This is a genomic window from Pedobacter sp. 01N310 (genome assembly GCF_056399805.1).
Genome location: NZ_JBFTSB010000001.1, coordinates 1,328,475 through 1,346,143, shown reverse-complemented (window position 1 = coordinate 1,346,143; position 17,669 = coordinate 1,328,475). Strand labels below are relative to the sequence as shown.

17 protein-coding genes and 1 pseudogene are annotated in these 17,669 nt (G+C 41.8%); 14 read left to right on the top strand and 4 right to left on the bottom strand.

Annotated features, from left to right (window positions below; genetic code table 11):
• The first annotated feature begins 21 nt into the window (after positions 1–21).
• From traM to AC1DNH_RS05240, 5 genes are read left to right on the top strand one after another with little or no spacing between them, the layout of a single operon-like run.
• The gene (gene traM, locus AC1DNH_RS05260) at positions 22–1,113 is read left to right on the top strand and encodes a conjugative transposon protein TraM (protein WP_477582931.1); all 1,092 of its coding nucleotides are present in this window, start codon (positions 22–24) and stop codon (positions 1,111–1,113) included.
• 3 nt (positions 1,114–1,116) lie between these two features.
• Positions 1,117–2,172: a hypothetical protein gene (locus AC1DNH_RS05255; protein WP_477582933.1), complete on the top strand. Its 1,056-nt coding sequence runs from the start codon at positions 1,117–1,119 to the stop codon at positions 2,170–2,172.
• A gap of 11 nt (positions 2,173–2,183) precedes the next feature.
• A complete protein-coding gene (locus tag AC1DNH_RS05250) occupies positions 2,184–3,491 on the top strand; it encodes a hypothetical protein (RefSeq protein WP_477625238.1) in 1,308 nt (435 codons plus the stop codon).
• Between the two features lie 57 nt (positions 3,492–3,548).
• The gene (locus AC1DNH_RS05245; protein WP_477582937.1) at positions 3,549–3,920 is read left to right on the top strand and encodes a recombinase family protein; all 372 of its coding nucleotides are present in this window, start codon (positions 3,549–3,551) and stop codon (positions 3,918–3,920) included.
• Positions 3,921–3,959: 39 nt separating this feature from the next.
• On the top strand, positions 3,960–4,139 hold the full coding sequence (locus AC1DNH_RS05240; protein WP_477582939.1) for a histone H1: 180 nt from the start codon (positions 3,960–3,962) through the stop codon (positions 4,137–4,139).
• A gap of 39 nt (positions 4,140–4,178) precedes the next feature.
• Here AC1DNH_RS05240 and AC1DNH_RS05235 read toward each other — a convergent pair whose 3' ends face one another.
• Together AC1DNH_RS05235 and AC1DNH_RS05230 are read right to left on the bottom strand one after the other, a co-directional pair.
• Complete coding sequence (locus AC1DNH_RS05235) at positions 4,179–5,087, bottom strand: hypothetical protein (RefSeq protein ID WP_477608803.1); 909 nt, start codon at positions 5,085–5,087, stop codon at positions 4,179–4,181.
• Positions 5,084–6,775: a caspase family protein gene (locus tag AC1DNH_RS05230; RefSeq protein ID WP_477608805.1), complete on the bottom strand. Its 1,692-nt coding sequence runs from the start codon at positions 6,773–6,775 to the stop codon at positions 5,084–5,086. The genes AC1DNH_RS05235 and AC1DNH_RS05230 overlap by 4 nt, the downstream gene beginning before the upstream one ends.
• Positions 6,776–6,968: 193 nt before the next feature.
• Between AC1DNH_RS05230 and AC1DNH_RS05225 the strand changes: the two genes are divergently transcribed.
• Together AC1DNH_RS05225 and AC1DNH_RS05220 are read left to right on the top strand one after the other, a co-directional pair.
• A complete protein-coding gene (locus AC1DNH_RS05225; protein WP_477608807.1) occupies positions 6,969–11,321 on the top strand; it encodes a hypothetical protein in 4,353 nt (1,450 codons plus the stop codon).
• Between the two features lie 406 nt (positions 11,322–11,727).
• Entirely contained in the window at positions 11,728–12,207 is a 480-nt protein-coding gene (locus tag AC1DNH_RS05220) for a hypothetical protein (protein WP_477625237.1), read from the top strand.
• Positions 12,208–12,273: 66 nt separating this feature from the next.
• Here the strand turns inward: AC1DNH_RS05220 and AC1DNH_RS05215 are convergent, their stop codons facing one another.
• Positions 12,274–12,504 (bottom strand): hypothetical protein, encoded by a 231-nt coding sequence (locus AC1DNH_RS05215; protein ID WP_477585182.1) that lies wholly within the window; start codon positions 12,502–12,504, stop codon positions 12,274–12,276.
• A gap of 57 nt (positions 12,505–12,561) precedes the next feature.
• Positions 12,562–12,996, bottom strand: coding sequence for a hypothetical protein (locus tag AC1DNH_RS05210; protein WP_477585181.1), 435 nt, complete (start codon positions 12,994–12,996; stop codon positions 12,562–12,564).
• A gap of 155 nt (positions 12,997–13,151) precedes the next feature.
• Between AC1DNH_RS05210 and AC1DNH_RS05205 the strand changes: the two genes are divergently transcribed.
• From AC1DNH_RS05205 to AC1DNH_RS05175, 7 genes and pseudogenes are all read left to right on the top strand, one after another.
• The gene (locus AC1DNH_RS05205; protein WP_477585180.1) at positions 13,152–13,724 is read left to right on the top strand and encodes a UPF0758 domain-containing protein; all 573 of its coding nucleotides are present in this window, start codon (positions 13,152–13,154) and stop codon (positions 13,722–13,724) included.
• Between the two features lie 515 nt (positions 13,725–14,239).
• Complete coding sequence (locus AC1DNH_RS05200) at positions 14,240–14,806, top strand: hypothetical protein (protein ID WP_477585179.1); 567 nt, start codon at positions 14,240–14,242, stop codon at positions 14,804–14,806.
• Between the two features lie 62 nt (positions 14,807–14,868).
• Positions 14,869–15,645: pseudogene (locus AC1DNH_RS05195) on the top strand (DUF3560 domain-containing protein).
• Positions 15,646–15,696: 51 nt separating this feature from the next.
• Positions 15,697–16,065 (top strand): hypothetical protein, encoded by a 369-nt coding sequence (locus AC1DNH_RS05190; protein WP_477586061.1) that lies wholly within the window; start codon positions 15,697–15,699, stop codon positions 16,063–16,065.
• 10 nt (positions 16,066–16,075) lie between these two features.
• Complete coding sequence (locus AC1DNH_RS05185) at positions 16,076–16,294, top strand: hypothetical protein (RefSeq protein WP_477586063.1); 219 nt, start codon at positions 16,076–16,078, stop codon at positions 16,292–16,294.
• A complete protein-coding gene (locus AC1DNH_RS05180; RefSeq protein WP_477610345.1) occupies positions 16,281–16,568 on the top strand; it encodes a hypothetical protein in 288 nt (95 codons plus the stop codon). Before AC1DNH_RS05185 ends, AC1DNH_RS05180 begins: the two co-directional genes overlap by 14 nt.
• Positions 16,569–16,834: 266 nt before the next feature.
• The gene (locus AC1DNH_RS05175) at positions 16,835–17,620 is read left to right on the top strand and encodes a DUF4272 domain-containing protein (protein WP_477625236.1); all 786 of its coding nucleotides are present in this window, start codon (positions 16,835–16,837) and stop codon (positions 17,618–17,620) included.
• The last annotated feature ends 49 nt before the right edge of the window (positions 17,621–17,669 follow it).

Genomic DNA, 17,669 nt, shown 5'->3' with positions numbered 1-17,669 from the left:
AACCGATAAAAAACAATCAAGATGGAAAACAGGAAAAAAATAGACAAAAAGAAAGTGTTGCTGATTTTTTTGCCGTTGCTGGCAGCAGCTGTATTGACCACCGGTTTTTTTATGCTGGGCGGTGGAAAGGGCGAGGTCAAAGATACTGCTGTTCGTGGAAAGGTAGATTTTTCGCTGCCTGACGCGGCAATCAAAAAACAGCAACCGGCAGATAAAATGGCTTTTTATGAGCAGGCGGAGCGGGATTCTGCTTCGAGGGGATCCGCTTCACTTTCACGCATGAGCGAAAACCTAGGTTTTAAAAACAGTCGGGAGGAGCAGACCGGAGAGATCTCGCTGAAACTCGAAGCCTTGAAACGTGAGATTGACCGCCCGGCGGAAACTGCCAGTGGTGTTGGGAGCGTTGCTGGTACTAGAGCTGGATATGGTCCGGGTGATGTGGCCGGTTCTGCTAATGGAAACATGAAAAACGATGTGGATAGGCTCGAGGCACTGATGAAGATGATGCAGGATAACAAAAATGCTGGCGAAGATCCGGAGATGAAACAGCTGAATGCGATGATGGAGAACATTATCGATATCCAGCATCCTGAACGGGTAAAGCAAAAAATCGCTGGAGCGAAAAAAATCAATACTGATAGCCTGTTCAAAGCAATCCCTGCGGTGATCGCTTCAGATAAAAAAGTGGTTCAGGGCGCAACAATCAAGCTTTTATTGCTGGATACTTTACGGGTGAACGGGGTATTGATCCCAAAAGGGCATGAACTTTTTGGGGCCTGCAAGATTACCAACCAGCGCCTGCTGCTGGATATCAAGCAGATCCGTTTGGGCAATGCGATTATCCCTTCTGATCTGTCGCTGTACAGTTATGATGGCATGCTGGGGCTGGATGCACCGGAAGCGATATTGACTGAAACGGTGAATGATGGGGCAGGGAATGCCATTGGTGATGTGGCGCTGAATACGTTTGATCAGTCCTTGGTCACGCAGGTTGCGGGGGCCGGGATCGATGCGGCGAAGTCAATGCTGACTAAAAAGCTGCGCAAAATTAAGGTGAAGTTAAAAGGTGGTCAGGCGGTGCTGCTTCGTGACAATAAATTAAAACTGCGTTAGCTCATGGATCCGGGGATAAATAGAGCGGAACAACTGTACCTGGCCTGGGAGGAGCGGCAGAAATCACTTTCTGGGCTTATGGGTGCTAATCTGGATGAGCGTAAGATGAGGCAATTGAAATATAAGTTTTTATCTCAGGGACTTTTTAGGGTATCGGTCAGGCCATCGGAAATGGAACGGCTATATATCCAGGTGCTCCAATCGGTAACGGCTAAACTTAGTAGGCAGCTTTACCCAAATCGGGTGTTACGTTTTTTTGTAGGGCTTAAGGCTGCGCTGATCGATAAACCAATGCACCTCCGACGGTTTTCCAGGCTTAGGGATGAAAATATGTATGCGCTAAAAGGGCGGCTTTCTTCATTGGGATTAGGAGGGATGGGTATGAAGCTTGAAGATCAGCTCGATTATGAAAGGCAGCGAGTTGTTTTGGAAGTCGTGCGGGGTTTAAACACAGGCGAAAAACTATCGCTTCAGGTTTCGCTGGATAAGGAAGATCTAGGGAGTTACCACTTTAAAGGGTTTGATGCAAGGCTGTTGCAGGTGGATGGAACTGAAAAGTCCTGTTTTTTTTCTAAGAGCACTGGAGTTGATCTGGCTGAAGCGATCAATCTGTTGCGTGGTGGATCTGTGCTGAAAAACTATCAAGGGTTGGATGGTAAATGGGAGAAAAGCTGGGTGAGGGTGAATGATACCGCTAAGGATTTTTCTCACTCGCCATTACTGTTTTCTTCTAGTATCGGGCAGGATTATGATCTCAAAAAACAATTATTGAATCATGCCATTGCGCTTGAATGTTACGCGATCAGTACTGATTTGGTATTGCGTGGATTGGAACAGGGGAACAGGGTGGAAATCAGTGTCCCGGGGAAAGATAAATTTTATATCCGTGCCGGGCCGTTTGAAAACAGGCTGGAATTCTTTGATTCGGCTAAAAATGAAATTGGCTTTGAACAGCTTAAAGAAATGTTTGTGCCAGTGAAATTGCAGCCTTCGTTTGAACTAGGTACGGTCAAGCCGTTGGAGCAATCAAAGGAATCGCAGCTGGAGCTTAGCAGATAAAAAGAAATTTTATGGTTGAACTTATCGATAAGGTAGGGCTGGCAGCTGAGCTGAGCGCATATCTCGAAGAACAGCATGCGCTGGGCTGTAAATGGGTGGTTTATGACAGTGACAATCCGATCTCATCGGAGTTTGAGCTGAACTGTTTTGCTGATGAAGCTTCTGCCTTTTTCTTTGAACGGGAACACCAGCAGATCTTTAATTGGCACCTGGCAATACCGGTTGCTGATATGATCAACGGGCTTAAAGTCCTGGAGAAATTGGAAGTTGGGCCGGCCCATAAATTAAATAATCCTAAAACTTTATTAAAAACAAAAGCTATGAATTTAAACAATTTAGAAGACCGAAAGGAAGAAATGAAAGCGCTCGGTGCATCGGAGCAGACCATTGCTAAAATGGAGGAACTGATGAAAAATGGGGATGCCAAATTTAAAGTTCATCAGGTGATGCCTGCCAACAAGGGGCAGGTGGATGTGGAATTTTATTTACAGCAGTCCTCCAAATCGGAGTATTATTTCCTCAATAAATTTACGGTCGCCCATAACCTGGGTAAGCCTTTGGAGCAGGATCAGCATTACCTGATTATTACGCCGGGTGAAAAGGGTAAGGCCGGTGCTGTTAAACAGTTTGATCTGGTTACCGATGCAGTTGAGGCTTTCAAAAAACGCGAAGGTGCTGCAGAACTGGCGATCGGAAAAGACGCGGCCCATAAACAGACGGTAGCAACTTTGGACGAGGGCAAGGTAAATTTTGTAGCCAAATCTTTCAGGGGGATTTTTTATGGAAAACCAGCGATGCAGACCATGTGGCCTGACCGGGGCAAGGGATTTACGGTTCAGCAGTCCGCCCAGATGATCCAGGGTTATGCGGTATACCGGGATGATTTGGTGAATTTTAATTCGGGAGAGGTTTATGCGGCCTGGGTGAAGTTTGATATGGATAAAGGGGCTGGGGCAAACGGTAATTTCAATCTGCAACAATACCATGATCCACAGTACGGCTTTGATCTGCCTAAGGTATTGGATAATTATAAGATCAAAGAGTTGTCTGTTCCTGAGAAACGCGAAAAACTGGAAGCGGATCTGCGCAATGGGTTGACGCCATTAGTGAGCGTGGAGAAAGATGGGCAATCGGTAAAACTTTTGCTGGAAGCGGTTCCAAGGTATGGTAAAGTGAATTTTTATACCCCTGAAGGCACGATGGAAAAACGTGAGCAGTTCTTGACCAAAGCTGCCTTAGCCACTGTGCTGGATGCCGGACAGGGGAAGGAGAAAAATAAAGATAAACAGCAGGAAGCAGGAATGGGGATTGGGAACTAGGTCTGTCTTGCTATTTATTGGAGGCTATTGATTCCGCTTGGAGGTAGTGGGAGTGCTATGGAAGAGGAGAATAAAAAATTGGTTGCTGTTGGTTACGCCAGAATTGTGCGCTTTGGGGACCTGCGCGACCTGGACCGCCAGGCTCAGCGAATATATGATTTCTGCCAGGAGCACGGTATCGAACTCAGGGTTGGGCTTTCTGAGGAAGGTGATAGGGGCATGTCATGGAAGATTTTGGAGGATATGATGCAGCATGATTATGGTACGCTGGATATGGTGGTTGTGGCTGAGATGGACGCGATCTCCAAGGACGTAGGCTGGTTATTGTTAAAACAAGCGGAATTTGAGGCCGAGTATGGGGTAACTATAGTATCGGCCAAGGGTAGTCAACTAAGCTTGGATAAACATGGCGGCATGACCATGGGTTAATTTTAATTCATTAATTTTTTAGTCGATAAAACTATTAATATGAAAACATTTGATTCGTTAAAGGCGCTTGTTCTGGGAGCAGAGGAAGACGCACTGAAGTTTTTTGGTAAAGGTAATAAGACAGCTGGGACCAGGCTCCGCCTTGCCATGCAGCAGGCTAAGGCGCTCGCACAGCAGATCCGTATTGAGGTCAGTGAAAATAAAAAGAAGTCGAAATAGATTGGTTTTGTGGTTTGTTGGGGTGCCTGGCCGTTTTGGTCAGGCATTTTTTTTACTGGATGCCTTTTTCTTTTGCTCTAAATATATTTTATTAATATAAGAAGCAACAAGTGGGTCGGATAAATATTCAGAACTATCGTGGTGGTCATCTGAGTTATTTTCTACCGCAAAATTATCTATTGCTGGGTTTATTGCAAAATTTTCCTCATCGAGAGGATTCAAAGAAACTATATCTAATCGATCATAAATATTAATCCATTTTCCGTTCAAGCAAGCTGGTCTTTTTAAAGGGATTTCAAGCTGCGCTTTTATGCGCTTCATCCCCAATGGAGAGCCAAGGGTAATGAAGAGCTTTAGATCAGGAGCATTTTTGATCAGCACACCAAGTATATTGTAGCTTATTACAGATCCAAGCGAATGGGCGATAACCATATCGGTATCGGGAGAAATAGCGGAACTGACCTCCTGATCGATCTTATTACGGATCAACTTAACACTTAAGTAGGCTGCGACCTCTGTAGTTGTTTTTACTAGAGAAAGATTCCCCAAATATCTAATATTATCTAGTTTCCTAGCGATTGCTAGCCAGGGGGCATGGTTGTACCATGCTTTCTCCCTTATTTCTGGCTGTTCATGGGTTATATTTAAAGCTTGAAGATCGATATCCGAAAGTATTTCCTCAAGGACTTTCTCCTGCAAAGTCTCAATGGGATCATCCCCCGGGGAAGAAGATTTTAGGATGTAGCTGCCTCCGTTCTTTTCCTTTTCGTATGCTTCCTGCAAAGAGATCAGTAGATCTCCATAATAGGGAAAGTCAAAGACCAGGTCCGCAGGGAATGTCAGACTGGCATTTTTAAACCCATTTTTCAGCGCTGAAATCCATTCCTGCTTGATCTCCCCAGCATCCTTATTTTGTTGGTTTATACCATGAATCATTAATATTCTCATAATTTTTGTTTTAATAGTGCAATTAAAAGTTTAACCCCTTTTTCATCGAAGGAAGTCCAAAGGCCAGGAATCAGGGAGGTGGATAGTTCAAAAAGATTATCATCATTGCTCAGATTCATATAGGACCAGCCCTGTGTTAATAGCGGCATAAAAGAGCTGTTGCTTTTTTTGCGTTTTAAACCAACATCCTTTCCATTTAGTTCGGTAAATTTGTTTAATAGTGCTACATCAAACAGCACGGGCTCTTTTTCACGCGCCATGTGATCGTATACAGATCTTATTTCGTTAAAATCTCCGGATAAGGCATAAGCATATGCTGCAAAAAGTCCAAGTGTCGGATCTATAGCTTTATATCTTCTGATGTAGTCTGCAAACATAGAGAGCTTCTTCTCGCTGGGCGAAAAGACGCCGAATTGCGCAGCTGCAATGATCTCTGCTTTTTGCTTTTTGATTTCCTGCTCTAATCTCACATAATCAAAACGCTTGTAACTGAACGGAGAGGGGATATAGTTGATGTTGATCAGGCGTTTGTCTCTAAAAACAGCATTGGCATGGTAACCTTTAATTAATGTAAAAGGGATGCCCGTTCCATCCTCCAATTGAATGAGAACTGTAGATGAGCGATCGGTAGATGACTCAAAGAATATTCCAGAGTTTGAGGTCTGCTTTGCTATTTCTTGTTCATGTCCGTCTGTCCAAATTTTTTCTGGAAGGACTCCCGTGATTTTCAAGCCGGTATTCGCTTCCATACCAGGAAGGATATCAGACTCGCTTAGAGAATCCATTATGTCAGTAATGTTCCGATCAATTTCTTTCCGGACCTCTGGTTTGTTTATAAAAGATTTTGGAAGACCAAAGTTCGAACCATCTTCATCAGGTTTTTCCGGTGGATATGAATGTGCAGTTCTTTCCGGCGCGTAGCCTGTTATTTTTGAAAGAAAAATAGGATTTCTGGATGTAATTTCTCCTAAGGGTTGTTGTTCTTGAAACAGGCCTAACTCAATCAGTTTTTTTGGTACCGCATTTTCTAGGTAGTCATTGAGCTCATATGCTAGGACGACGTGTCTATATTCAGTGCCAGTGGATAAGGTCGTGATTATCTCGGGAATTACCCCATTTAAGCCTTCCAATAAGCATTCAGTGTAAATACTTTCATAGGTTCCAGAAGATGTCAAAATCTCGTGGGAAGGTTTACCTGGCAGACTGGCATAAAACTCGTCAACCTTCATCAATGAAGCTTCCTCATTATCTGTTTTAAATATTGAAAGGCCATTGTTTCCGAGAAAATTAATAGCGGTATTGGCAGTTCGGCATGCATCGGAAATAAATACCACATTTTTGATTTTGGTGAATCTCGAATACATTATACTCTGAGAAAGACCGATGCACTGACCTGGGTTAGACTTTGCGTCTGAAAGTGTCCATACCTCTTGTCTGGGACCAGCTAGGTAGCCATGCCCTGAAAAATAAATAACCATTTGTTCATATTCATAGGTTTTTACATAGCTATCTACTGCTTCTAAAATCTCATCATACCTTACGGGTACATTTTCGTCAGTAAAAAGACTTGTTATGAAGCCTTGACTAAGTGCCCATTCATTCATTTTCTTTGCATTATCCTGTGCAGCAGAAAGTGGTGGAAGGCCATGGGTATTGTTTACCCCAATAAGTATTGCACATTTTTTCATCGTGAGCGTTTAATCGTGTTGTTTTAGGATGAGCTAATTTATTAATTTTTAACAACTATCTGTTTTCTGATCAATCAATTTTGAATCAGGTGGGTGGCAACGTTTTTATTAATTAGTAGGGTTTTTGAAATAGGTAGCGATCTAAAGAAATTTTTTTTCATTATATCCTTAAGCAATTTTTAACTTCATGGCGATGAAAAACGCTGATCAACAGGAAAACCTTATTTTAGCCATTGCCATAGACGAATATGGCGAACCACACGGACCTCTATATAATGCCAAAACCGACCTCGGCCGTTTTTTAAAGGTGATGGAGGAACGCTATAATTTTGAGCTGTTTTGTCCTTTATTAGATGACCAAAGAGCGACAAGGGCAAATATTCTTGAAGAATTTGAGAAACTTGGTCCGAATACAACTGAATGCAAAAATCTCATTATCTACTTTGCAGGGCATGGAGAGATAGATAAAAACACGAAGCTGGGTTGCTGGGTACCGATCGATGCTGGTGAAAAAAAATATAACTATATTCCCAATTCTACAGTCAACGACTATATCAGGGCAATCAGCGCCGATCACGTGCTGCTGATCTCCGATTGCTGTTACTCAGGAACGTTTATTTTCGAGCATGGTGTCCAGGAAAAGATAGATGCGAGAACTTCCTTGACCAGTGATAACTCAAGATGGGTATTGACCTCTGGGGAAATCACCAAAGTCAGTGATGGAATAAAAGGTGAAGGTAGCCCATTTGCACAATGTCTTAATGCTTTTCTGGAAAGTAACAAAAGCCCTGATTTGAAAATGACCAGCGTTTTTAATGAAGTTATCGTGAATACCAAAGGTCGCCAAGGACAGCAACCCGGTGCTGCGCGGTTAAAATATTATGCCGGAATAGCTGGCGAGATGACTCTTGAGTTGGACAGAGATGCCCCAAAAATATATCCAGAAGGAAAACAGGATTTTGAGTTTCCAGGGATAAATCTTCCAGAAACGTATATTTCGCGGCACATCACTTATGCCGCGGCAGAAGACGGCGATTTTGCTTCTTTTTTTGCACAGGAAGCTGGTAGGGTTTATCTAGAAGATCTCATCAAAACACAAAAAAAGATCGTACTTCTGGGCGGAGCAGGTTCGGGCAAATCCATTGAGTTGATTCGTTTGGCTTTAAAACTAAAACATATTGATCACCCAATGACCCCTATCCTGGTAAAGCTGAATATGTTCCAGGAACAAAATCTCGAAGACTTCCTTCCCCGGGGATGGGATCAGACCGATCCTGCAGCTCTCGTCATATTTTTGGATGGACTCGATGAGGTACAACCGGAATTCTTTGGACAGGCAGTTCGGGCGATTAAGGATTTTTTTGAAACAAATTATCAGATTACAGCTGTTGTTTCCTGTCGGACTAATTTTTATGAAAACCCCTCTAATGACAATCTGGGGACCTTAGGCGGTTTCAAAGCTTTCTTTATCAGTGAAGTGACGCTCGAGATCGTTGAGTCTATTTTGTCCAGAATTCAGGGTATAGATGCAGAAACCTTTATTGCTAAAATTTATGATGCCCAGTTTCTGGATCTGATTCAAAAACCATTTTTCCTGAAAGTATTGATCGCTTATTATCTGGAAAACGGGGATTTTAGCGGTGGCAGAGGAAAGATCATGGAAAAAAGTATAGTCGATCAGGATAAAGGCTTTCTGCGGAAAACCGAAGGGGGTGAAACAAATGAAGTAACGTTATTTTCCATGCTTGAAAATATTGCATTTGTGATGGAGATGACAGGGAAAAACTACCTGACGGATGAGGATCTTCACAGTATTTTTCCGGATCAAGAGAAATATCTCCAATGTAAAACATTACCGGCATTCAACTACGATCGGGCTAAAGATAACTGGAGCTTTGAACATAACAATATTCAGGAATACCTAGCTTCAAGGGTTCTTGCCAGACAAACATTCGGTAAATTACAGAAGCTTTTATTTATCGAGTCAGCAGGGTCAAAAAGAGTTAAGCCGACTTGGACCAATACCCTTTCTTTTTTGATCAGCATTGATAAAGGAACGACGGTTACCCAGTTGGTAGATATGATTCTTCAAGAAGATCGTGAGGTGATCATCAAATTTGAAACTGATAGATTTGATGAGCAGCAGCGTACTGATATTTTTAAAAATATCTTTAATTTTTATGTTGATAAAGAAATCTGGGTAAGCTCAAATAAGTTTAGTCCCGCAGATCTGGTTCGATTTGGCAGAACTAAAGAAACATTACATTATTTAAAAAACATTCTTAGTGATAGGGACAGTTCGAGAATAAAAAAAATAAATACAACTTATCTTTTGCTTTATTTCGATTTTAAAGGCTTTGAAACAGAAGCGATGGAATTTCAGTTCCTTTTATTGGATTCTCTTTTGGAAGAAAGTCATGAGCCGGCAGATATACATAGAATGATGTCGTTGATTGCACGAATTCCAGAGGTAAATGATGATCATATCCTGAAGATCGTAGAAAAATTCAAGAAGCATAAAAACCAATACATACGGGCCGGATTATATGAACTCATTACTGTTTCTGCTTTGTTGGAGAAATACATAGATATCCTCTTGGACGGATTGTCCCTTAACGAATTGCCTGACGCAATCGAAGATAGAGAGAATTTCAGTTTAGGGGATGAGGATTATCATTGGGAAGAAGCAATAAAAAAGGTCATTTCAGCTAACGGTTTAGAATCTATTTTTAAAATATTAAAAGACACTCCCCAAAAAAGGTTGTCAGTTGTACATAATCACCGCGAAACTTTGGAGCATCTGATAAAAAATGCGATTTCAAGCTACGATCAAGACGCCGATATTTTTCAGGTAGTATTCGACCTTGCAATAGTCCTGGCCAAAGAATATGAAGAAACTAGTGTGGAGGTGCTCTCGCAGTTTTTCAAAAAAACAGCTAGCAATGGAAAGGCATTAAGCAAAATCTCTGAAATAGAAAATGATGATGAATTTTATTATCTGCATAATTTGATCATTAATTTAATAGATAGTGATGCTTTAAGTGAATGGATCGATTATTCTGCGAAAACAAATGTTAATGAAAAGCTACTGAATTTTATCAATCATTACCTTTGGGAGCAAGGCAATCAAGTATCATGGGCACAGGATTTCGACGCAGAGGTTAGGCAAAAACTTGAAATAATTCTGGTAAAACCTGTTGCTGTCCAGAGACCCGATATTTGGGGGCAACGTATGACTAATAACTTTGAACTACTCTTCAGGCCCGACCTAATAAAGATCGAAATCGAGAAAGTTTTTGAACGTTTGAACAGACGAGAGATAAATCAAGAAGATATCAGAATACTTTCGAAAGATAATCGCAATGATGATAGATTATATATTCCCAGTATTTGTATGATCATCTTGCGCAGATTTACTCATAATAACAGAATTGGCAATTTGTCAGAAATTGTTAATTGGGTTGATTACGGGCCTAGTTTTTTGGGGTTTAGGATTTCTCAGATCCATCAACAATTGAAAAGTTATAGCCAATTAAATGTAGAACCAGCAATGTTGGACTTTATCAGAAGTTGGACAGTTTTTAAAGGTGATCCATTGGATATATCATGGTATTTTATTAACCGCTTTAAATTTGAAATGCCAACGGATAAAATTCTTGAGTTTACCCTTTACTATAATTTTAGCTGGGAGCTTGGGGTCAGACAACCGGGGGGGATTGAAGCGCTGGAAGCGCTGGTAGGTCTTGGACCGTTACTACAGCGGGTTGTAGAAAATATCAACAATCCCGAGGTTAAAGGATTGGCCTGGTTGGGCAATGCATCTTATGCATTAAGAAAAAAAATGCGGGATACATACCCATCTATTATCCAGCGCCTACAGGAAAGTCAGGAAGAGGAATATAGGCATGAGGCACTACTTGATTTTTGGTTCGAATTAACTGGAGAGCCGGAACGATTGGAAATTTTCATTACAAATGTTTACAGCCGGTCACTAAGGTTCAAAGGTATTGATATTCTGTCAACCGTCCCGGTGAATTCAATTGTTCTAAACGAAATTTTACTTAGCGATTTAAATAATGATGAAATCGTTTACGAGGAGCGGTTAACCGCTGCCAATTACCTTTTGAAGAACGGGGATTCGAAGGGGTTTGATTTTCTTTTCAAAGAGTTGCAAGAGCAGGCAGAAGAGGCATTCGACTATAGAAGAAACCTTTTTGGTTTTGCGTTCATTCAGGATATTAAAAGCCTTGATCGGCTAATGATACTTTTGGAGATGGCCAAAAAATCCAAGTATCAAGGCGATATTTTCAATAATCTTGAATCAAAGGTGCTGGAAGCACTAAAGAGTGTAGCTAGTATGTCGGAGGACAATTATAAAGCAGTCAGCGCAAAAATTACTGATTTGATCAATCAAAAGAACAAAGATATTAAGAATTGGAGCAATTTATATTATTTTATTATACAGCTTGAGGAGCAGAATGTTGGTAATAAAATTTCTGGAGCAGACATAGGAAATGCGATTGAGGAATATAATGAACTTCAATAGACTCGTTGTTCGCAAAATTCTGCATATGTTACATAAGTAGGGTTTACCTGTTTGCTTCAACATCAGATTTTGATGGAAATAAAATCAATGAAATTGATTTTCAGTCAAGTACAACAATTTTTCTTAACTATTTAATGGATATTGCCAACGATGAGATAAACTCCAAAGAATAGATTTAATTTTTACATCTCAAAGGGATAATTAATTAGTTTTCGGATTTATGAACGTTCAGCCAATTGTTGGGATAGAGAGGGACACAAGCGAAATTGTGCCGATTTCCAAGGTTACTCAGACCGGATTAAAATGCAATTGTGTCTGCTACAATTGTAGTGGCAGGCTTGAAGCGGTTCTTAATACTGTTCGGCGGAAACATTTTAGGCATAGTAACAAGGGAAACTGTAATCCGATGCCGGAAACGGAGCTGCATTTACTTGCAAAGCAGATTATTTTGGATAACAACAGGATACATGTGCCTTATTTGGGAATGCTTGATTATTGCGATCCGGTTGCAGAGGTTGGCTATAACGATTTGATTCCAGATGCAACGATTACTATTGATGGGCATCCTTTTTATATCGAAGTAGTAGTGACCAATCCGATTGATGTGTTAAAATTTGCTAAATACAAAGCGGATCATGCGAAGGTAATGGTGATTGATCTTGAAGAAGAGGATAGGGATTTAGAATATGAAGCGCTAGCGGATATTGTACTTAAAAAAAGTTCCAATAAATATATGTTGGACTATGATGAGCATCCTCGTATTGTTCCTGATAGTGAGGACGGTTCTGGATTAGGGTGGATTTTAGCAGGTATTGCTGCGGTTTTGTTATTGTTGAACTTAGGAAAGAAAAAGCCTGTTAAGCGATACCAGTCTAAGAGAAGATAGGTAAGGAGAAATAGTTATTTTTCTAGGTTCTTTTTTGTTGGGTTCTAAAGAATCGTAAAGTTTAAGCTATATGCGGAACCGTAAGGCGATATTTTTTGCGATTGCTTTGATCAGTCCATGGTCATCCTCAATTGTCCGTTCACGGGCATCCCATTCTTTGTTCTGGTTTTGTACCAGTGTCAGTTCTTCACCCTGTAAACTGATCTTTATTTCCTTTGTTTCGTTATTGATGATCTTGGTGAGAACCGTATAGGTGTAATCGTTGTTCTCAAAGGTGATGCGCATGGGTAGACTCATTGGGGCAAAGATAATGGATTGAGGGCTTTGCCCGAAAATCTTTTATTCCACAAATTTTTAATATTTGCTGCTGTTGTTGAGGTAGGGATCGCATTTCAGGTATAGGTAGTTTTCGTCCTCGTGCCAGCAAAAAGTAAAGCAGCACTTCCAAAGCCTGTTATTCTCTACGACGGCACCTGTGCAAAATCTTTGGTCAAAGCCTTGTCTTTTCAGTTCGGTTTTCTTGACCATGCTTTCTCCGATATCTCCCGGTTTAAGGTCGTAATCCAGAAGTATTCTGTAATTGTTTTTTATTGCTTTGAGTACATCCGGAAAAAGTTTGTTTTCTTCTGCACGTTTTACTGACCGGATGCGGCTGTTGAAGTTGTTTTTGCAATCTACATTACAAAAGATTTTTCCTGCTCTGCCGTGGAGTTCTTTTTCGCAGTAGCGGCAGCGTGTTTTTTCAGTTGGTGTGGTATGCTGGTTCACGGACTTGTTCTTGGTTTTCAATGGTTTACAATATCTAATATCGGATAATTTTTTCTGAAAACTGTTAGGCTGTTTTGGAAACTGTTATCTATTTTCCTTATCAGATAAGTTGATTTTTTCTGCTGTAATTTTTTGGGCTGCATGGAATTTTGGTCTGGAATTAAATTTTATAGATTATGAAAAAACACAACATTTTGGTGTCGGAGAGTTTCTCACGAGGAAACAGGCGTTACTTTTTAGATTATAAGGTTGCCAGTAACAGGAGCAATTATATCTGTTTTACCAGGAGCGACGCGCAAGAAGACGGCACTTACAATATGGAGCGCTTGCGTGTATTCCAGGAGGATTTTGAAATGCTGATCGGAAGCTTTTCTTCATTGATGACAATGGCCGCTTATTATGGGCAAGGCTATGAATCCGTTCAGGATATGCACTTTTTGAACCAGAAGAAGGAGGTGCGGGGGATTAAAGGAATGGAGGTAGAACTGCGGCCAAGGGAAAAAATGCTGGAGAATGGTCCGGCTGCAATGACCGATACTGAGCTGCTGGCCATGCTGATCGGTTCGGGTACGCCCAATGAATCGGCGATTGACCTGGCTTACCGTATACTGGGTAGTGTAGAAGGAAACTTGCAGGAATTATCTGTTTTGGATTTTCCCGGGCTTTGCCGTTTTGCGGGGATGGGGATTGCCAAATCGAGTTCGGTTATGGCGGCGATGGAACTGGGCAGACGGCTTGGGCAGTATTAGATTATTGTTTTCTGATTTTTTTGCCTCTGGCGCTCGCCAGGGGCTTTTTAATTCTGGTTTTTTTACGGGTCAAAAAGTTTGGGTTTTAGTGAATGATAGGTTTGGGAGGAATAAGGTAGATGTGAGCGGTTAAGGTGTTTTTAACTGCACAAAATTTTGCTTCTACCTTTTTTGAACACAAATTTCTGAACAATCCCTTTTCCGCCAAGACCGGTGCCCTGCGGGTTTGCTGGAAAAAAATCTTCCCTGTGAGCTAGCGCTCACGAGGTTTTTTTTTCCGCAAAGTCTTGTCTTGAAAAATGGATTGTGTTCAGGTGAGGGTGACTATCAAAAAGGCAGGAGGCTCCTGCCGACTGATATTTTTTAAACCCAGAGTACCATGAACACGATAAAAGGCAGAAGCCCACCGATCCTATTTTTTTGACCTTGTTAGCACCGAAGGTGCTAGCAGGATTTGGCCGCTGATGGCGGCTGTTTCAATTTTTTTTCCATTCACATTTAAATTTTAAAAAATTATGAAAACGACAGTAATTAATTCTAGTGCAATTGCAAATAATGGTTCAGTGGATAATAAAGCTCATGGCTTAACTGGTGCCGCTGCTGCTAATGGTAGTGCGATTGTGCCGAACAAGGATTTTGATAAATCCTCGGATAATACTAAAACAGAGGTAAAAGCAGGGGCAAAGGTGGAAACCCTAAAAGGTAAAATGGACGACGAAAAAGGGAAAACAGAGGTGGCAGATAAAACCGAGCGTAAAACGCCTGCCGAGAAGGTTAAGACTGCTAGAAATTTGGATACTACGATTAAACTGGCTTTAGATCTCACCCGCCGTATCAACCAAAGGGGCAAGTTATTGGAAACCATTGGCACCTTAGAGGCTTTCGAGGTGGCGCAGCAGGATGATGCGGAGGAAACGGACGTTAATTTCTTTCAGGGATGTACGCTGACCATTGAAGATGACAATGGCAGGGAGTTTTCGACCAAAAACCCTTTTATCATTAAAGCGGTGGCGGATGATGTTAACCGTCTTTGCGTGGATAAATTGGCAGAGATTGAAAGCGAGATTTTTATTCCTACTTAAAATGCTCATGCCCTTTGGTGCGTATCAAAGGGCATTTATTTTTTGATTGAATTTTTTGAGAGATGAAACACGATTTTAATGAGCGCAAAGAAAACCGCATTAATTATGCGAAGGTTCAGGCTGCCAAAAACGAAAAGGAATCCGATCGGCTTTACAGCTCGGCCACAGATATGGCTTCGGTCATTCCCATGGGACAACCGATTTTAATTGGTCACCATAGTGAAAAACGTGACCGCAGATACAGGGAGAAGATACATGATACCATGGGGCGTTCTGTGGATAAGCAGAAATAGGCGGCTTATTATGCAGACAAGGCAGAAACCATTGCCTCGAATGATGCTATTTTTTCCGATGATCCCGAGGCCTTAACAAAATTAAAGGAGAAACTCTCTCGGCTGCAAGCCTTGCAGGATTTTATGAAATCTGCCAATAGGTGTTTGAGGAAACAGGATAAAGCGGCCTTTTTATTATTGCCCTCAGCAACCGCTGAAATCTGGGCGCAGCTGAATGATACCAGCCGCGGCGGTTATGTTGGCTTTCCCTCTTACCGTTTGACCAATAACAATGCAAAGATCAAAACGGTAGAAAGCCGCATTAAAATGCTGGAAGCAATCAAGGCAAGAGCGGAATTTGATATGCAGGTTGGCAACGTCCGGATATGGGAGAACAAAGAGGCAGGAAGGCTTCAAATGATTTTTGAGGGTAAACCTAATGAAGAAATCCGCAAGGAATTAAAACGCCATGGTTTCCGCTGGAGCGGCTCACAGGGGGCTTGGCAGCGCCATATTTCAGCGAATGCGCTTTATTGGGCTAAGCTGATCGCAGCCAAAGCAAGTTAATGTTTGACCAGCTGGGAGGAATTCGTTTCCTCTCTGCTTAATTTTTAGATCATGAAAGCTTTACATGAATTGACCAATACGATGAAAGGGAGACTTTTATTCGAACTTTTTCCCGATGAAATGCCTGCGCTGCTGGATCACCTTGCCGAGGTCTGCGCTGATTTCCGCAAGAATCAAGAAGCCTATAAAAAGGATTGGCATAACGGGTTTATGCCCTTTGATTACTGGTTCAGCCTGTCCGAAGAATGTGCAGGCTTGCTAAAAAAGCATGGTCACGCCATGCGTAAAAACAGCAAGGTGTTTTCTGACCAGCTTTTTTACGGTTATACCGCGCTTTTTGTCAATGACCGAACCGTTAAATATGCCGCCCGTTCGGGAAACAGCAAATTTAAACAGGCGGTAGAACTTCTTTATACCTAAACGATGAGCCATGAAACAATATATCACAGACAACGAAGGGAATCTAATTGAAGTAGATGACCTGCAGGCGGCCATTTATCAGGTTGCTGATTATATCCACTACCTGCACAGCGATGATGCGCCCGAGATGCACCGCTTTGATCAGAAACGGCAGGCCTACTGGCGCGATATTTTTATCAAGCTGAACCTGTTAAAAAATAGAAAGGAGTCTGATTATGATCACAATTAAGGTATCCCTGCTGTTAAAACAGAAATTGCGGGAAGCAGAAACCGAGATCATCAGCGCAATACAAAACGAGGTGATTCGGATCGAAAGGCGTGTGGATAGCAGGGAGCTGGAACAGTATATTGAAGGCCTGCGCTTAGATATGAATGGAGCAATCTGGGTAGATACTTCTTTTGGGGATATCACAGAAAAACGGCTGATCGATTTTCTGTCAGACAGGGAGATATGCCTTGAGTTTCTGCTGGATTTGCTAACCCTGCTCGAAGAAATCAGTTAATTTTTTTGGTTTGGCTTAGCTGCCTAAAGCCCTGATCACTTTTTTTCGGGAGGGGCTTTTTCGCGGCGCTTTAAGTGATGGATGAAGTGAAACGGATGATCTGGGGACGCTTTAAAATATGAGATAGTCGGAAGCTATCACGGATAACCTTGCCATAGGATTATATATGATATATTTGTATTTTGTTGGCCGTTGACGAAAAAAATGATCAGCCTAAAGGGAGTTGGGGCTTAAGGCTAATGCATTGATAACCAGAAATACTCAAAATGAAACGATCCATAACAGTAACTGCAATCTGTTTATTCCTCACGCTTTTTGGCTGCGGTGGGGATAGGCTTAATAATAAACCCTTAACTATTGAGGGTGTTAAAGCGATGTCTGTGCCGGTAGAGCATATTCAGGCTACCAAAGAGCAGATGGAAAGGCGGAAAAGATCGGAGGCGGTCTGCAGATCTCATGCAGTACCCATTTATACCAATCCCAATGCAATGTTCCTGGATCCGGCGGATCAGGTTGCTGTCAGGACCAGTGATGAAATCGTCGACAGGGCGATAGCATTGTGCTATCTGGAGCTAAAAAGTGAAAAAGCTRACAGAAAAATGCTTGCCGAGGTTGAAAAGAAGTATAAGGTGATGGAAAAGCTCACCGCTGCTGAAAAAGAATTTGCACTTAATGAAAATCCCAGTTCACAGCAGCTAACCGATGCCAACTGGAGGGCGGAGGGTTATCACGTTATGCTCTGGGCACTCGGTTATATCGATACGCTGGTATACCCCGATAAACTGTGTGATGTAAGGAGTGATGTAAAGCATTTGTTCTCGCGGAGCGAAAAAGAATTCAGGGAGCAGGCAAAACTTAGGAGCAAGGCCGAGATTCTTGATCAGGCCGATCTGATATTACGTTTAGACTGGGCATGTGTTAATTCCAGGGTAAATAATGAGGCGGTTCCGGGAAACCTTGATAAAGGTGTAGTTTATGAAAGGCACTATGCGCTCAACTGGATTATCAGGCTGATGGATCAGGATTGGGATGGTGTCACGACTGATACCTAAATCTTTTTTACTTCCTTAAAAAAGCCTTGGAACTGTTAAACTTAGAATG